Source organism: Streptomyces sp. NPDC008163 (assembly GCF_042956885.1).
Classification (GTDB): domain Bacteria; phylum Actinomycetota; class Actinomycetes; order Streptomycetales; family Streptomycetaceae; genus Streptomyces; species Streptomyces drozdowiczii_A.
On record NZ_JBIBHG010000008.1, the window covers coordinates 123,418 to 138,414 of the forward strand.

At 71.5% G+C, this 14,997-nt stretch carries 12 protein-coding genes; 7 read left to right on the plus strand and 5 right to left on the minus strand.

Translation table 11 applies throughout. From position 1 onward, the window contains the following. Window positions 1–231: 231 nt before the first annotated feature. Together ACFZAT_RS19210 and ACFZAT_RS19215 are read left to right on the plus strand one after the other, a co-directional pair. Window positions 232–879 (plus strand): TetR/AcrR family transcriptional regulator, encoded by a 648-nt coding sequence (locus ACFZAT_RS19210; RefSeq protein WP_161212698.1) that lies wholly within the window; start codon window positions 232–234, stop codon window positions 877–879. 142 nt (window positions 880–1,021) lie between these two features. After that, window positions 1,022–2,554, plus strand: coding sequence for a DHA2 family efflux MFS transporter permease subunit (locus ACFZAT_RS19215; RefSeq protein WP_391265410.1), 1,533 nt, complete (start codon window positions 1,022–1,024; stop codon window positions 2,552–2,554). Between the two features lie 79 nt (window positions 2,555–2,633). On the opposite strand, the gene ACFZAT_RS19220 is transcribed toward ACFZAT_RS19215, so the two are convergent. Then, window positions 2,634–3,146, minus strand: a complete 513-nt coding sequence (locus tag ACFZAT_RS19220; protein ID WP_391265411.1) for a MarR family transcriptional regulator — start codon at window positions 3,144–3,146, stop codon at window positions 2,634–2,636. 136 nt (window positions 3,147–3,282) lie between these two features. On the opposite strand from ACFZAT_RS19220, the gene ACFZAT_RS19225 reads away from it, so the two are divergent. Next, entirely contained in the window at window positions 3,283–4,065 is a 783-nt protein-coding gene (locus ACFZAT_RS19225; RefSeq protein ID WP_391265412.1) for a dioxygenase, read from the plus strand. A 19-nt stretch (window positions 4,066–4,084) separates the two neighbouring features. Here ACFZAT_RS19225 and ACFZAT_RS19230 read toward each other — a convergent pair whose 3' ends face one another. Then, a complete protein-coding gene (locus ACFZAT_RS19230; RefSeq protein WP_391265413.1) occupies window positions 4,085–5,131 on the minus strand; it encodes a questin oxidase family protein in 1,047 nt (348 codons plus the stop codon). Window positions 5,132–5,509: 378 nt separating this feature from the next. Between ACFZAT_RS19230 and ACFZAT_RS19235 the strand changes: the two genes are divergently transcribed. Continuing rightward, window positions 5,510–6,508, plus strand: a complete 999-nt coding sequence (locus tag ACFZAT_RS19235; RefSeq protein ID WP_391265414.1) for a sigma-70 family RNA polymerase sigma factor — start codon at window positions 5,510–5,512, stop codon at window positions 6,506–6,508. A 110-nt stretch (window positions 6,509–6,618) separates the two neighbouring features. Here ACFZAT_RS19235 and ACFZAT_RS19240 read toward each other — a convergent pair whose 3' ends face one another. Further along, window positions 6,619–7,587, minus strand: coding sequence for a WYL domain-containing protein (locus tag ACFZAT_RS19240; protein WP_391265415.1), 969 nt, complete (start codon window positions 7,585–7,587; stop codon window positions 6,619–6,621). 62 nt (window positions 7,588–7,649) lie between these two features. Between ACFZAT_RS19240 and ACFZAT_RS19245 the strand changes: the two genes are divergently transcribed. Continuing rightward, a complete protein-coding gene (locus tag ACFZAT_RS19245) occupies window positions 7,650–9,170 on the plus strand; it encodes a DHA2 family efflux MFS transporter permease subunit (RefSeq protein ID WP_391265416.1) in 1,521 nt (506 codons plus the stop codon). Window positions 9,171–9,282: 112 nt separating this feature from the next. Here ACFZAT_RS19245 and ACFZAT_RS19250 read toward each other — a convergent pair whose 3' ends face one another. Then, window positions 9,283–10,038, minus strand: coding sequence for a DUF6227 family protein (locus ACFZAT_RS19250; protein WP_391265417.1), 756 nt, complete (start codon window positions 10,036–10,038; stop codon window positions 9,283–9,285). A gap of 197 nt (window positions 10,039–10,235) precedes the next feature. Beyond that, window positions 10,236–11,279 (minus strand): P1 family peptidase, encoded by a 1,044-nt coding sequence (locus ACFZAT_RS19255; protein WP_391265418.1) that lies wholly within the window; start codon window positions 11,277–11,279, stop codon window positions 10,236–10,238. 241 nt (window positions 11,280–11,520) lie between these two features. Between ACFZAT_RS19255 and ACFZAT_RS19260 the strand changes: the two genes are divergently transcribed. Both ACFZAT_RS19260 and ACFZAT_RS19265 read left to right on the plus strand, forming a co-directional pair. Next, entirely contained in the window at window positions 11,521–12,672 is a 1,152-nt protein-coding gene (locus ACFZAT_RS19260) for an MFS transporter (protein WP_391265419.1), read from the plus strand. Then, entirely contained in the window at window positions 12,669–14,993 is a 2,325-nt protein-coding gene (locus tag ACFZAT_RS19265) for a molybdopterin-dependent oxidoreductase (protein WP_391265420.1), read from the plus strand. The genes ACFZAT_RS19260 and ACFZAT_RS19265 overlap by 4 nt, the downstream gene beginning before the upstream one ends. Window positions 14,994–14,997: the final 4 nt, after the last annotated feature.

Below are 14,997 nucleotides of genomic sequence, written 5' to 3' on the forward strand. Positions count from 1 at the left end.
TCTGCCGGGTGATCGCGGGCCGCTCGCTGGGTGCGCCGTTCGGTTGGTTTTCCGGCGACGGCGGTGTGCGTGACGCAGGTCACAAATGGCCGGGAAATAACCGGGGACCCTCTCCCCGTTTGCACTCGTGTCCCCGCGAAACGGGGAAGCGGTCCCCGGTTGTTTCTCCGGCCGGAACCGCACAGGGAAGAACCGGAAGACGAAGAGACCCGGAAGACAAGGAGCACCGCCGTGGCCACCACCGCACCCGCGCAGCCCCGTACGCCCAGGCCGAGGGCCGACGCGCTGCGCAACCGGGAGCGGATCGTGACGGCCGCGCGCGAGATGTTCGTGGAGTTCGGGCCCGACGTGCCCCTCGACGAGGTCGCCCGCCGCGCCGGAGTCGGCAACGCGACGCTCTACCGGAACTTCCCCGACCGGGCCGCCCTCGTCCACGAGGTCGTGCTCGCGGTCACCTCCCGCACCACCGACCGCGCCGAGGAGGCCACCGCCGAAGAGGCGGACCCCTTCGACGCGCTCACCCGCTTCGTCCACGCGGCCGCCGACGAACGCATCGGGGCCCTGTGTCCCATGCTCTCCGGCGGCTTCGACAAGGACCACCCCGAACTGCTCGCCGAGCGCCGGCGCCTCGAAGAGGCCGTCGAAGGGCTCGTCGCGCGCGCCATGTCCGCGGGGCGCCTGCGTACCGACATCGCCGTCGGAGACGTACTGGTCGCCCTCTCCCAGCTCACCCGGCCGCTGCCGGGCATCGCCTGCCCGAACATCGACCGGTTCACCCACCGCCACATCCAGCTGTTCCTGGACGGACTCGAAGCTCCGGCCCGGTCCGTACTCCCCGGAACGGCGGCGACCTTGGAGGACCTGCGGCGCCGCACGTGACGTGACCCGCGCCCGCCTGACCTCTGCGACCTGAGCCCGACTTCCTCCCGTCCGTATACGTGTCCTCAGCCGTGCCCGCGACCAGCGGCACGCACGGTTCGCGATCTCTCGCGCCCTCGCGCGCTCCTAGGTGGCTGCTCCCATGTCAAAAACACCTGATCTCCGACTCCCCGACCCCAGTCGCTGGAAGGCCCTCGCCTTCATCGCGCTCGCGCAGCTGATGGTGGTGCTCGACGCCACGATCGTGAACATCGCGCTGCCGCACGCCCAGACCGCGCTCGGTATCACCGACGCCAACAAGCAGTGGGTCATCACCGCCTACGCCCTCGCCTTCGGCGGGCTGCTGCTCTTCGGCGGGCGCATCGCCGACCTCTGGGGCCGCAAGCGCACCTTCGTGGTCGGCCTGATCGGCTTCGCGCTGGCCTCCGCGCTCGGTGGCGCGGCGCAGAACCAGGGCATGCTCTTCGGTTCCCGCGCCCTCCAGGGCGTCTTCGGCGCGCTGCTCGCGCCGGCCGCGCTCTCGCTGCTCGCGGTGATGTTCACCGACGCCAAGGAGCGCGCGAAGGCGTTCGGCATCTACGGGGCGATCGCTGGTGGCGGTGGCGCCGTGGGCCTGATCCTCGGCGGTTTCCTGACCCAGACGCTGAACTGGCGCTGGACCTTCTTCGTCAACATCCCGTTCGCGATCGTCGCCGCCGCCGGTGCCTACTTCGTCATCCGCGAGCCCTCCGGCAGCCGCAACCGCTCGTCGCTCGACATCCCGGGCGTCGTCCTGTCCGCGCTGGGTCTGGTCTCGCTGGTGTACGGGTTCACCCGCGCCGAGTCCGCGGGCTGGTCGGACGCGCTGACCATCGGTTCGTTCGTCGCCTCCGCCGTGCTGCTGCTGGCCTTCGTCCTGACCGAGGCCAAGGTGAAGTCGCCGCTGCTCCCGCTGCGCGTCGTGATGGACCGCAACCGCGGTGGTGTCTACCTCTCGCTGGGCCTGGCCATCATCGCGATGTTCGGTCTGTTCCTCTTCCTCACGTACTACCTGCAGGTCGTGAAGGGCTACTCGCCGATCAAGACCGGCTTCGCCTTCATGCCGATGATCGCGGGCATGATCACCGGCTCCACGCAGATCGGCGCCCGGCTGATGACCCGGGTCCCGGCCCGCAGGCTGATGGGCCCCGGCTTCCTGACCGCCGCCGTCGGCATGCTGCTGCTCACCCAGCTGGACATCGACTCCTCGTACGCGGCGGTCATCCTGCCGGGCCAGCTGCTGCTGGGTCTGGGCATGGGTACGGCGTTCATGCCGGCGATGTCGCTGGCCACGCACGGTGTCGAGCCGCGTGACGCCGGTGTCGCCTCGGCGATGGTCAACACCTCGCAGCAGGTCGGCGGTGCGATCGGCACGGCCCTGCTGAACACGATCGCCGCCTCGGCCGCCACGGCGTACGCCACCTCGCACGCCGCGCTCGGCGCCAAGAACCCGGAGCTGCTGAAGCTCCAGTCGATGGTGCACGGCTTCACCGGTGCGATCTGGTGGGCCGTCGGCATCCTGGTGGTGGCCGCCGCCATCGCGCTGACCTTCGTCAACGCGGGCCGTCCCACCCCGGCGGGGACCACCGGAGGCTCCGCTTCCGGTGACGCCGAGGGCATCGAGGACGAGCTCCGGGTCCCGGTCGTCGCCCACTGACCCGGCCCCCTTGCCGATACGTTTCTGCCCCGGTTCCCTCGTACGGAGGAACCGGGGCAGACGTGCGTAACGGCGGGGTTCAGCGCAGCCAGGGGAGGTCGGCGTCGGCGCCCTCCGGCTGGAGTCCGGCCGCCAGGATCTGCATGATCTCGCCCAGCGAGCGCACCTGCTCGGGCGTGAGGCGGTCGAACATCGCCTGGCGGACGGCCTTCACATGGCCGGGGGCGGAGCGCCGGAGCATCGCGTGGCCCTCGTCGGTCAGGACGGCGTTCTGGCCGCGCTTGTCGGAGGGGCAGTCCTCGCGGCGCACCCAGCCGTTCTTCTCCAGCCGGGCCACCGCGTGGGAGAGGCGGGAGCGGGTGATCTTGGCGTTCCTGGCCAGTTCGGTCATCCGCAGACGGTGCCGGGGCGCCTGGGAGAGCTGGACGAGCAGGCCGTAGTAGATGTGCGGCATGCCGGCATCGGCCTGCAACTGGCGGTCGAGGTGATCCTCCAGAAGCGTGGTGGCGTGCAGATACGCCCGCCAGACGCATTGTTCTTCGTCGGTGAGCCAGAGCGGCGCACCGGTTGATGCCGTGGTCATGTACTCCACTGTACGACCTTTTCTTGAAAGTTGAACTAGATAGGGCTAAGGTCTCTCAAGGTAGGAGCTTGAAGATTAAAGAATCCTTCCTGTCGAAGCCCTCTACAAGAAGAATTACCTTGAGTAGCCGCAGTTGGGGAGTGTCATGACAATCACCGCGGAGCGCATGCCCGCCCTCTACCTCTCCCACGGAGCCCCGCCGCTCGCCGACGACCCCGTCTGGCCGGGCCAGCTGGCCGCCTGGTCGGCGGAGCTGCCGCGACCCACCGCCATCCTCATGGTGTCCGCGCACTGGGAGGAGGCACCGCTCGCGCTCGGCGCCACCGAGACGCTTCCGCTGGTCTACGACTTCTGGGGCTTCCCGGAGCACTACTACCGGGTCGAGTACGCCGCCCCCGGCGCCCCGCGGCTCGCCGAGAGCGTCCGCAAGCTGCTGCGCGGCGCCGGTACGCCCGTCCAGGACACCCCGGGCCGCGGCCTCGACCACGGCGCGTACGTCCCGCTGGTCGAGATGTTCCCGGACGCCGATATTCCGGTGCTCCAGATCTCCCTGCCCACGCTCGACCCGCAGAAGCTCATGGCCATCGGACGCAAGCTCGCGCCACTGCGCGACGAGGGCGTCCTGATCATCGGCAGCGGCTTCTTCACGCACAACCTCGCCGCCCTGCGCCACACCGGCGGCGGCGTCCCCGGCTGGTCGGTGGAGTTCGACGACTGGGGACACCGCGCGCTCCAGGCGCAGGACATCGACGCGCTCCTGGACTTCGAGCACAAGTCCCCGGCGGGCCGCCTGGCACACCCGCGCACCGAGCACTTCGCCCCGCTCTTCGTCACCCTCGGCGCCGCCGAGCAGGAGCTCGGCCAGGGGCGCAGCGTGATCGACGGCTTCTGGATGGGGCTGGCGAAGCGCTCGGTGCAGTACGGCTGAGCCTCTTACGGGTGCGGCGTCACAGCACCGGCGGGTTCAGCTCCACCGAGCGCAGCGCCGCCGCCAGGGCCGGTGCGTCGCCCACGTCCAGCGCGGTGTCCGTGAACTTGATGGTGTGGTCGTCGCCGTGTGCCGCCGCCCGCTCGAACAGCTCCCCGGCCGTGAGCGACGCCCCGAACCCGGCCGGCAGGACGGCGGCCTCGGCGGGGGAGTACGCGGCGGTCACCGCCGCGCTCGCCGCCCACGCCGCACCCACGCTCGGCACCCACAGCTCGCGCGGCAGCGCCGGCAGCGTCCGCAGGACGGCGTTGGGCGCGGTCGCCGCGTGCACCAGCATCACCGGGTTGCCGTGCCCGTACTCCGTGTAGCGGTGCACCGCGGCCCCCACCAGCTCCTGCAGCCGGGCGCGCGCCTCGTCCGCGTCGGTCACGGCCGCCCCCTGCCACTGCGGGAACGCCGTGATCTGGGCCAGCCGGGCCCGGATGCCGCCGCTCTGGTCGGGCACCCGGTCCACGGCGTCCAGGGCGGCGCCCGCGGTCGGGACCGGGGCGAGCGGGGCGAGCGGAGGCAGCGGCTCGTGGCGGGCGGCCCAGTAGCCGAGCGCGTGGGCCAGCTCCCTGACGCGGGGGCCGGTCTCCTCGGTCGTCAGCAGGGTGCGCACGCTGTGGCCGAGCCGGATCGCCGGATGCGTGGAGCCGCCCGCGATGCCCGGGAGCAGCCGGGGCCACCACTCGGCGAGCACGTCGCGCCAGGGGCGGTCGGCGGTCTCCCGCTCGAAGTACACCGCCCAGTCGGCGATGCGGCGGGGGTCGCCCAGGGCCTCCCGCCAGTTCGCCGGGGTGACCTCGGCGAAACGGTCCGGCATGTCCTCCAGCTTCGTCCGGTAGTAGTCGAGCCAGCGGTGCACGGTGGCGGACTGGCCGTTGCGGACGAGGGCCTCCACGGCCATCGGCGCGTGATTGGTCAGCCAGCCCTCGCGCTCGGGGCCGGAGGAGTGCAGCCGTTCCAGGGCCTCGTCGAGCGTGCCGGTGGTGTCGGGGGCGGTGCGGTGCGTCGTCTCGTTCATGACAGTGACGCTAGGCACCCGGCGCGCGCCCGGTAACGGACTGCGGTCCCGAGCCTGCGGGCATGGGGCCTAGGACTCCGGACCGGGGGCCCGCGGGACCGGGACCAGGGCGGAGGTCCGGGCAACCGGCTACCCGTACCCGGCGTCTTCCGGGGTACGGGGGGTGTCGAGGGGCCCCGGAACGACCCGGGTACCCGGCCTGACCAGCACGGACGTGCCCGGCTGCGGCATGCGCCCGCCCCGGTGGCGGGACAGGGTACTGCATGATCGCGAAATTGAATGCCAGGCATGGGAATTCTGTCCGGATTCCAGTCGTTGTTTCCATCGGATGCAGGGCACCCGAGAGGGTGTCGCGACCTACTCAGCAAGGGAGCACGCATGGCAACCCGTGCCGTCGCCCGTCGTTCGTCCGCCACCGGCGGGACCAACCGGGCGAGCAGTGTTCGCGCCGTGGGCGGAGAGATCGCCGATCGCGACCTGGTCGGCATGTACTTGGACGAGATAGCGCGTACGCCGCTGCTCGACGCCGCCAAGGAGGTCGACCTCTCCCAGGCGGTCGAGGCCGGTGTCTACGCACGCCAGATCCTCGACGGCCAGGTGGAGAGCGACGCGGGCGGCGCCTCGCGCGAGGAGCTGGAGGCGCTGGTCGCCGAGGGTGAGCGCGCCAAGGACGTGTTCATCCGCTCCAACCTCCGACTCGTCGTCGCCGTCGCCCGCCGCTACCCGCGAGCCGGGCTCCCCCTGCTCGACCTGATCCAGGAGGGCAACGCGGGCCTGGTGCGCGCGGTCGAGAAGTTCGACTACGCCAAGGGCTTCAAGTTCTCCACGTACGCCACCTGGTGGATCCGCCAGGCCATCACCCGCTCCATAGCGGACCAGTCGCGCACGATCCGGCTCCCCGTCCACCTGGTGGAGGAGCTGGGCCGCATCCGCCGGGTGCAGCGCGAGTTCAACCGGGAGAACGGGCGCGACCCGGAGCACGCCGAGATCGCCGCCGAGCTGGGCTCCACCCCGGAGCGCGTCGGCGACGTCCTGGACTGGGCCCGCGACCCGGTCAGCCTCAACATGTCCGTGGACGACGAGGGCGACACGCAGTTCGGTGACCTCCTGGAGGACACCTCCGCCATCTCGCCCGAGCAGTCCGTGCTCACGCTGCTGCGCAGCGAGGAGCTGGAGGAGCTGATCGGCAAGCTCGACAACCGCACCGCGTCGATCATCCGCATGCGGTACGGAATCGAGGACGGCCGGGAGCGCACGCTCACCGAGGTCGGCAAGGAGCACGGCCTCACTCGCGAGCGCATCCGCCAGATCGAGAAGCACGCGCTCCTCGAATTGAAGCGAATGGCTCACGACACGGGCTTTGACGCTGCGGCCTGAGCCCGAGTCCAGTAACCTCCGAATTGGGCCGCTTCACCCGGCCCCCAGAGCTGAGTCCCGGCGCCCACCCCCCCTGGCGCCGGGGCTCATCCTTTTCTGCCCGGTCTCCGCTACGCCCCGCCGGACCCCGCGCGGCTGAGCCGGCCGCCCAGCTCCGTCACGTACGCCACCAGCTGCGGCGGCCGGTGCACGGTGAACTCGCAGTCCACCATCGCCAGCCGCACCGCCAGCCACTCCAGCTGATCCCGCAGCACGGCCCGCAGCCGGCAGCCGCCCTCGCCCTCCGGCTCCAGCGGCCCGATCCGGCCGTGCAGCCGCGACGCGACGAACTCCGGCGGCGCCGCGAAGCTCACCTCCACCTCGATCTCCGGCTGCCGGCGCGCCATCGAACTGGACAGGAACTCCGCCGCGTCCCCCTCCGGCAGCTCCCTCGGCGTGAACCGGGCGCCGGTCGCGAACGGCTCGCTGACCCGGTCCACCCGGAAGGTGCGCCACGCCTCGCGCCCCAGGTCGTACGCCACCAGATACCAGCGCCACCCGGTGCTCACCAGCCGGTACGGCTCGACCTGGCGCCGTGACTCCGCGCCGTCGCCCGCCCGGTACGCGAAGCGCAGCCGCTCCCGGCCGGTGACCGCCGACGCCATCACGGTCAGGGTCTGCGGGTCGATGGTCGAACCGTCGCCCCGGGCGAGGGGGACCGTCGCGTTCTGGAGGGTGGAGACCCGGTGGCGCAGCCGGGACGGCAGCACCTGCTCCAGCTTGGCCAGCGCCCGTACGGACGCCTCGTCGACGCCCTCGATGGCATGGCCGGCGCCCGCCCGCAGCCCCACCGCGATGGCGACCGCCTCCTCGTCGTCCAGGAGCAGCGGCGGCATGGCGGTGCCCGCCACGAGCCGGTAGCCGCCGACCGAACCGCGCGAAGCCTCGACCGGATAGCCGAGGTCGCGCAGGCGGTCGATGTCGCGGCGGATCGTGCGCGGGCTGACGTCGAGGCGCTCGGCGAGCTCGCTGCCCGGCCACTCGCGCGGTGTCTGGAGCAGTGACAGCAGATTCAGCAGTCGTGCCGGGGTATCGGTCATGTCACTCAGCATGCGCGCCCATTGGGTCATGATCTGGCCTATTGGCTGTTTAAGTTCTTTCCATGACTTCCTCCGCACCGCTGCCGTCTCCCGCGGCACCTTCGGACCGCCGCCGGTGGTTCGCCCTGGCCATCGTGATGACCGCGGCCTTCATGGACCTGGTCGACGTCACGATCGTCAACATCGCCATCCCCAGCATCGAGCGGGACACCGGCGCCTCGTTCAGCTCCATCCAGTGGATCGTCGCCGGATACGCCCTGGCCTTCGCCGCCGGGCTGATCACCGGCGGGCGGCTCGGTGACATCTACGGACGCAAGCGGCTCTTCCTCGTCGGCATAGGGGGTTTCACCCTCGCCTCCGCGCTCTGCGGCTTCGCCGCCAACCCGGAGATGCTGGTCGCCTCCCGCTTCCTCCAGGGCGGCACGGCGGCCCTGATGGTGCCGCAGGTGCTGTCGATCGTGCACGCCACCTTCCCCGCCCACGAGCGCGGCAAGGTCTTCGGCCTGTTCGGCGCGATCGTCGGCCTCGGCGCGGTCTCCGGACCACTGCTGGGCGCACTGCTGACCGAGTGGAACATCGCCGGTCTCGAATGGCGTCCGATCTTCCTGATCAACCTGCCGGTCGGCATCCTCGGCCTGGTCCTGGGCAGCAAGTTCATCACCGAGTCCAAGTCGCCCAGGGCGCTGCGCCTGGACCTGGTCGGCGTCGTGCTCGTCACGCTCGGCATGTTGATGCTGATCTACCCGCTGACCCGAGGCCGTGAGCTGGGCTGGCCGCTGTGGGGCTATCTGTCGATGGCCGGGAGCGTCCTCGTCTTCCTCGTCCTCGTGCTGTTCGAGCGCGCCAAGGCCGGCCGGGACGGGTCGCCGCTGATCGAACTGTCGCTGTTCCGGGTGCGGAGCTTCGCCGCCGGGATCGCCGTGCAGCTTACCTTCGGCATCGGGCTCGGCATCTTCTTCCTGGTCTGGACGCTGTACATGCAGATGGGCCTCGGCTGGAGCGCGCTGCGGGCCGGTACGACCGGTGTTCCGTTCTCCGTCTCCGTGTCGGTGGCCGCCGGTCTCTCCGTGCAGAAGCTGGTGCCCCGCTTCGGCCGCAAGGTCCTCCAGACGGGCGCCCTGCTCATGGCGGCCGGCCTGCTGCTCTACATCTGGGAGTCGCACCACTACGGCACGGGCATCACGTCCTGGCAGATGGCGCTGCCCCTGGTCGTCATGGGCGTCGGCATGGGCCTGATCGTGGCACCGCTGGCCGACGCGGTGCTCTCCGAGGTGCCCAAGGAGCACTCGGGGTCCGCCTCCGGCCTGTTCAACAGCGTGCAGCAGATGGGCAACGCGCTCGGACTCGGGCTGGTCTCGGTCGTCTTCTACGGGGCGATCGGCGACCGGCTGACCCCCGAGCAGGTCGGCCCGGCGTTCGCGGACGCCTTCGAGCAGTCGCTGTGGTGGGTGGCCGGGGTGCTGCTGCTGATCTTCGTGGTGATGTTCGCCCTGCCGGCCAGGCCGAAGCAGCACGTAGAGGGCGCGGCGGACGACGAGCCGGCCACGACGGAGCCCGCCGAGGAGCCGGTGCTCACGCACTGAGCCGACGGCGTACGAGGCGGAGTCACAGTGCCCGCGTCCCCCCGAGGGACGCGGGCACCGCGGCCTTCCGCGCGGCGGGCGGTCCGTCGGCGGGCCGGGGCCGGGACTCCGTTCAGCAGATGCGCGTACGGGCTTCCATCGCGCAGCGCGCCGTCGCCTCGTCGCCGTACACCTCGCACATGTGGCGGCCGTCCGGCGTCGCCGTGTGCTCGACCTCCCACAGGCTCGTCTCGCTGCCGTCGAGGAGCAGGAACGCGTGCTCGTACAGCGTGAAGCCGGCGTCCCGGCCCTCCACGCGGCACTGCCGGCCGAAGACCTGCGTGATGTGGTGCGCGAAGGCGGCCCGCAGCATCCGGGCGGTCTCCTCGCCGGGCACATCGCCGTTCTCCGCGCGGCGCAGCACGCGGCGGGCGTGGTCCGCGGAATTGTCCGGCGCGTACATCCGGGGGAGCGGGGCCGGGGGCGCGGCCAGCAGCGCCGACATGAGCTCCAGGTCGGCCCGGGCCGCTTCGGCGTCGCAGAAGTCGGGGACGTCCCACAGGCTGCCGGTCAGCCGGGCGGCGGCGATGTGCGCGTCGGCCTCGTCGTCGTACAGCTCGTGCTGCCGGGTGTCGGGATGGCCGTCCCCGCGCGGACCGCTGTGCACCAGCTCCCACAGGGTCAGCGCGGAGCCGTCGCTCAGCAGATACGTATGGCGGTAGGTCTCGCGGTGCAGGGTGGCGCTGTGGTGCGAGGAGTGCAGGGAACTGCTGTGGGCCAGCGCGGAGCCCAGCCGCTCCACCGTGCCGTCGGGGAGGTCGAACGAATTGAGAGCCCGACGCAGGATTCGCTCGACGTGCTGCTCGGTCGTCTCGTACGGATCGCTCAAGGTGCTGTCTCCAGGCCGTCGCCGCGTGTGACTTGATGCGTGCATAACGTAGCCCCTGGGGCTGACATCGGGACCGGGGTTCAGAAAAACGCACGGGGCGCACGGAAGGTTCCGCGTACGGGATGCGGGCTTCCTGGCGCGGGCGGGGCTTCCTCGCGCGGGCGGCGCGCTTCCTCGCTCGCGGGGGCCGGGCTTCGTTACGCGGGGGGCCCGTAGAGGTCGCTGTACGAGGGGAAGGTGCCCCCGCCGTCGCGGCCTCGAACGCCCTTCGCCGCCCGGACCGCCTTCACGATGGCCCGGGCCACCACCTCCGCCCCCGCCGCGAGCAGCGGGTTGAGCGCGACGGGGTCCTCCGCGTCCAGGTCCCGCCGGCCGGTGGCGAGCGCGAACACGGTGTCCCCGTCGGTCATCAGGTGCACGGGCCGGATGGCGCGCGCCAGCCCGTCGTGCGCGGTGCCCGCCAGCTTCTGCGCCTGCGCCCGGCTCAGGGCGGCGTCGGTGGCGACGACGGCGAGCGTGGTGTTGAGCGGGGGGCGCGCGTCCGTGCCGGGCGCCTGCGCCAGGCGCCGCCGCGCCGTCTCGTGGACCTCGGCCGGCGGGGCGACGGCCGGCTCCTCGCCGCCGTACTCCCCGAACAGCACCCCCGTACGGGGATCGAGCACCGAGCCCGCCGCGTTGACCACGACGAGCGCGCCGACGGTGAGCCCGGAGGGCAGCAGGACGCTGGCGCTCCCCACCCCGCCCTTGAGCTGCCCGGCGACCGCCCCCGTGCCCGCGCCGACGCTCCCCTGCACGACCGCCGCGCCCTCCTCGGCCCGTGCGGCGTCCGCCACGGCCGCCCGGCCCGTCGCCGCGTCCGGCCTGGCCCGCCAGTCGCCGCCGCGCCCCAGGTCGAAGACGCAGGCCGCCGGGACCACGGGGACCACCTGGGCCGGATCGGCGCCCACCCGCACCCCGCGCCCCCGCTCCTCCAGCCACGCCATGACCCCGGACGCTGCGTCGAGCCCGTACGCGCTGCCGCCGGTGAGCACGACCGCGTCGATGCGCTGGACCAGGTTGCGCGGATCCAGCGCGTCCGTCTCCCGCGTCCCCGGCCCGCCCCCGCGCACATCGACGGCGGCGACCACCCCGCCCTCGGGCGCCAGCACCACGGTGGTCCCGCTGAGCGCGCCCTTCCCGGCGACCTGGGCGTGACCGACGCGCAGCCCGGCGACATCGGTGAGGGCGTCCTGACGGGGCATCGGGGGCTCCTTGGGATGGGGGTCGGAGGGGCGGGCGGCCAACGTACCGCCGACGACCCCTCACACCTGGGGGCCTCCCCCCCGCCGCCGACGACCCCTCACACCTGGGGGGCCTCCCCCCCCGCCCCCGCCCCTCCCCACCTCCACCCGCCCCCACCTCCACCCGCCACCCCCACGACGCGCTCACCCCCTGGCGTCACAAAACAGGGTCAACCGCCACATACCGTCCTACCGTGTCACCGTGACCGAGCCACCTGAAGCCGCAGGCGCAGCCGCGCAGCCCGTCCCCGGGGGTCGTACCGGGACCGTCGACGCGGGCGGCGGTGTGCCGGCGCCGGGCGGGTCCGGGCGGGCCGGGGGGCTCGTTCCCCGGTCCGTGACCGCGCGGGCGACCGCGGCCGGCGTCATCGTCTCCCTGCTGCTCGTCGTGGCCATCGTGCTCGGCAGCCGGTTCCTGGAGCACTTCGACTCCGCGCTGCTGCCGTACGCCGTGGCCACCGTGTTCCTGGCCTTCGGCGTCGCGTACCGCTACACCGTCTGGGTCTCCGCGCCCGGCGCCAAGCGGCTGTTCAAGAAGGGCTGGGGGAGCCTCTTCTCGATGGACAACTTCCGTCGCGCGCCCACCGCGCTGCCGAAGATGATCGCCACCTACCTCGGCTTCCAGAAGTTCCTCGGCGCCCGCTCGCACGCCCGCTGGGCCGCCCACCAGCTGATCTTCTGGGGCTGCATCCTCGCCGCGCTGATCACCTTCCCGCTGACCTGGGGCTGGTTCACCTTCACCTCGAACACCGGCTCCGGACCCGGCTACGAGATGCGTATCTGGGGCTTCAAGATCCTCGGCTTCGACTCCCTCGACTTCCTCGGCTGGCTGATGTTCCACGGCCTGGACATCGCCGCCGTCCTCGTCATCCCCGGCGCCTCCTACTTCCTGTGGCGGCGGATGAAGGACCGCGGGGCCGTCACCGGCCAGCGGTTCGCCTACGACCTGGTGCCGCTGATCGCGCTCATCGTCATCTCGGTCACCGGGCTGCTGCTCACCTTCTCCTCGATCTTCCTGCACGGCGGCGGCTACGAGTTCCTGGCGATCCTCCACATGGTCGCGGTGGTCTTCACCCTCATCTACATCCCGTTCGGGAAGTTCTTCCACATCGTCCAGCGCCCCGCCGCCGTCGGCATGCAGCTGTTCAAGTACACCGGCCGGCAGGACGAGGAGGTCTTCGCCTGCCGCCGCTGCGAGGAACCCATCGACACCGCCCCCTACGTCGAGAACCTGCGCGGCACCATGCGCGACCTCAGCCTCGGCTTCGACGAGTGGGCCGAATACTGCCCGCGCTGCAAGCGGGTGCTGCGAGGCAGCGCCTACCTCTCCCAGGTGAAGAAGGGTTTCAAGTGACCGCGGACTCGCGAACGCCCGAACCGCATGCGGTCGTTCCCATCGATCCCTCCCTCGCCCCGCCGGGCACCCGCGCCTTCCGCGACGCGGGCGGCATCCCCGCCGACCGGTGGCACGCCGACCAGAACGGCGAGACCCTCGTCCCTACCCACTGCTGCTTCTGCGGCGTCCAGTGCGGCATGTATCTGCGCGTCGACCGCGGCGGCAAGGTCTTCGGCGTCGAACCCCGCAACCACGACATCAACCGCATGCGCCTGTGCCCGAAGGGCATCAACGCCTACCAGCAGATCAACCACCCGGACCGGCTCACCGCCCCCCTGATGCGCCGCTCCCGCGACGAGGACTTCCGCGAGGTCTCCTGGGACGAGGCGCTCGACTTCACCGTCGCCGAGATCCGCCGCATCCAGAAGACGTACGGGAACGACGCCTTCGGACTGCTGGGCGGAGCGAGCCTGTTCTCCGAGAAGACCTATCTGGTCGGCAAGTTCGCCCGGGTCGCCCTCAAGACCCGGCACGTCGACTACAACGGCCGGCTCTGCATGGTCAGCGCGGCCGGCGCCAACAAGCTCGCCTTCAACATCGACCGGGCGGGCAACCCCTTCTCCGACATCCTCCTCACCGACTGCCTGCTCATCGCCGGCTCCAACGTCGGCGAGTGCTTCCCCGTCATGACCCAGTACGTGTGGGGAGCCCGGGACCGCGGCGCCAGCCTCATCGTGGTCGACCCCCGCGAGACGGCCATCGCCCGGACCGCCGACATCCACGTCGCCCTCAAGCCCGGCACCGACTCGGCGTTCTTCAACTCCGTGCTGAACGTCGTCATCGCGGAGGGCCTCACCGACGAGGCGTACCTCGCCGCCCACGCCACCGGCTGGGAGGAGGTCAAGGCCAAGGTCGCCGAGTACCCGCCGTCCCGCGCCGCCGAGATCTGCGGCATCCCCGCCGAACAGATCGTCCAGGTCGCCCGTACCTTCGCCCGCGCCCCCAAGGCCATGGCCTGGCACGCCCGGGGCATCGAACACCACTCGCAGGGCGTCGAGAACTGCCTCACCGTGATCAACCTCTGCACCGCCACCGGACACATTGGCAAGCCCGGCGCCGGCTACGGCACCATCACCGGCCAGGGCAACGGGCAGGGCGGCCGTGAGCACGGCCAGAAGTCCGACCTCCTTCCCGGCGGACGCTCCATCAACAACGCGGACCACCGCCGGCAGATCTGCGAGATCTGGGGCATCGAGGAGTCCGAACTCCCGCCCGCCGGAACCTCGATGATGGAAATGGTCTGGCAGATGCAGCGCCGCGAGATCCGCGGCCTGATCGGCATCTGCAACAACCCCTTCGTCTCCCTGCCCAACTACAAGGTGGTCAAGGAGGGGTACGACGCCACAGAGTTCCACGCCCAATTCGACTTCTTCCTTTCCGAGACCGCCGCCAACGCGCACGTGGTCTTCCCCGTCACGACCTGGGCCGAGGACGACGGCGTCATGGCCAACGCCGAGGCCCGGGTGGTCAAGCACAACAAGGCCCAGGACCCGCCCCCAGGAGTCCGGACGGACACCTGGGTGATGTGTGAACTCGCCCGCCGGCTCGGGGCCGGTGACAAGTTCGCCTTCGACAACTCGCGCCAGGTCTTCGACGAGCTGCGGATCGCCTCCGCCGGCACCGTCAACGACTACTACGGCATCACCTACGAACGGCTGGAGGAGACCGGCGGCATCGCCTGGCCCTGCCCCTCCACCGACCACCCCGGAACCCCCCGCCTCTTCGAGGACGGCAGGACCTACCACCCCGACGGCAAGATCCACCTCCAGGTCGTCGAGTGGCACCCGCCGATGGACCCGTACGACGACGAGCACCCCATGACGCTCACCACCGGACGCACCGTCGCCCACTTCCTCTCCGGCAACCAGACCCGCAGGCTCGGCGGCCTGGTCGAGCAGACCCCCCGCCCCTGGGCCGAGGTCCACCCCTCCCACGGCTTCCGCAACGGTGAACCGGTCCGCGTCGTCACCCGGCGCGGCAGCGAGGTCTTCCCCGCCCTGGTCACCGAGGCGATCCGCCCCGACACCGTCTTCATCCCGTACCACTGGCCGTTCCCCACCGCCGCCAACGCGCTCACCATCGACGCCCTCGACCCCCGCTCGAAGATCCCCGAGTACAAGGTGTGCGCCTGCCGCATCGAGCACGCCGAGCGGATCGACGAGGTCCCCGCGCCCCCGGTCGCCCCCGGACACGTCGCGTACCCGGAGACCCAGGTCTCCCGCACCGACCCGCTGCCGCCCACGTCCCCGCAGGGCCGCGGCACCTCGGAGAGGAGCTGATGCC

Coding starts and splice junctions, on each gene's coding strand:
- ACFZAT_RS19215 (WP_391265410.1), top strand. CDS start 1,022: ATGTCAAAAACACCTGATCTCCGACTCCCCGACCCCAGTCGCTGGAAG.
- ACFZAT_RS19225 (WP_391265412.1), top strand. CDS start 3,283: ATGACAATCACCGCGGAGCGCATGCCCGCCCTCTACCTCTCCCACGGA.
- ACFZAT_RS19230 (WP_391265413.1), bottom strand. CDS start 5,131: ATGAACGAGACGACGCACCGCACCGCCCCCGACACCACCGGCACGCTC.
- ACFZAT_RS19235 (WP_391265414.1), top strand. CDS start 5,510: ATGGCAACCCGTGCCGTCGCCCGTCGTTCGTCCGCCACCGGCGGGACC.
- ACFZAT_RS19240 (WP_391265415.1), bottom strand. CDS start 7,587: ATGACCGATACCCCGGCACGACTGCTGAATCTGCTGTCACTGCTCCAG.
- ACFZAT_RS19245 (WP_391265416.1), top strand. CDS start 7,650: ATGACTTCCTCCGCACCGCTGCCGTCTCCCGCGGCACCTTCGGACCGC.
- ACFZAT_RS19255 (WP_391265418.1), bottom strand. CDS start 11,279: ATGCCCCGTCAGGACGCCCTCACCGATGTCGCCGGGCTGCGCGTCGGT.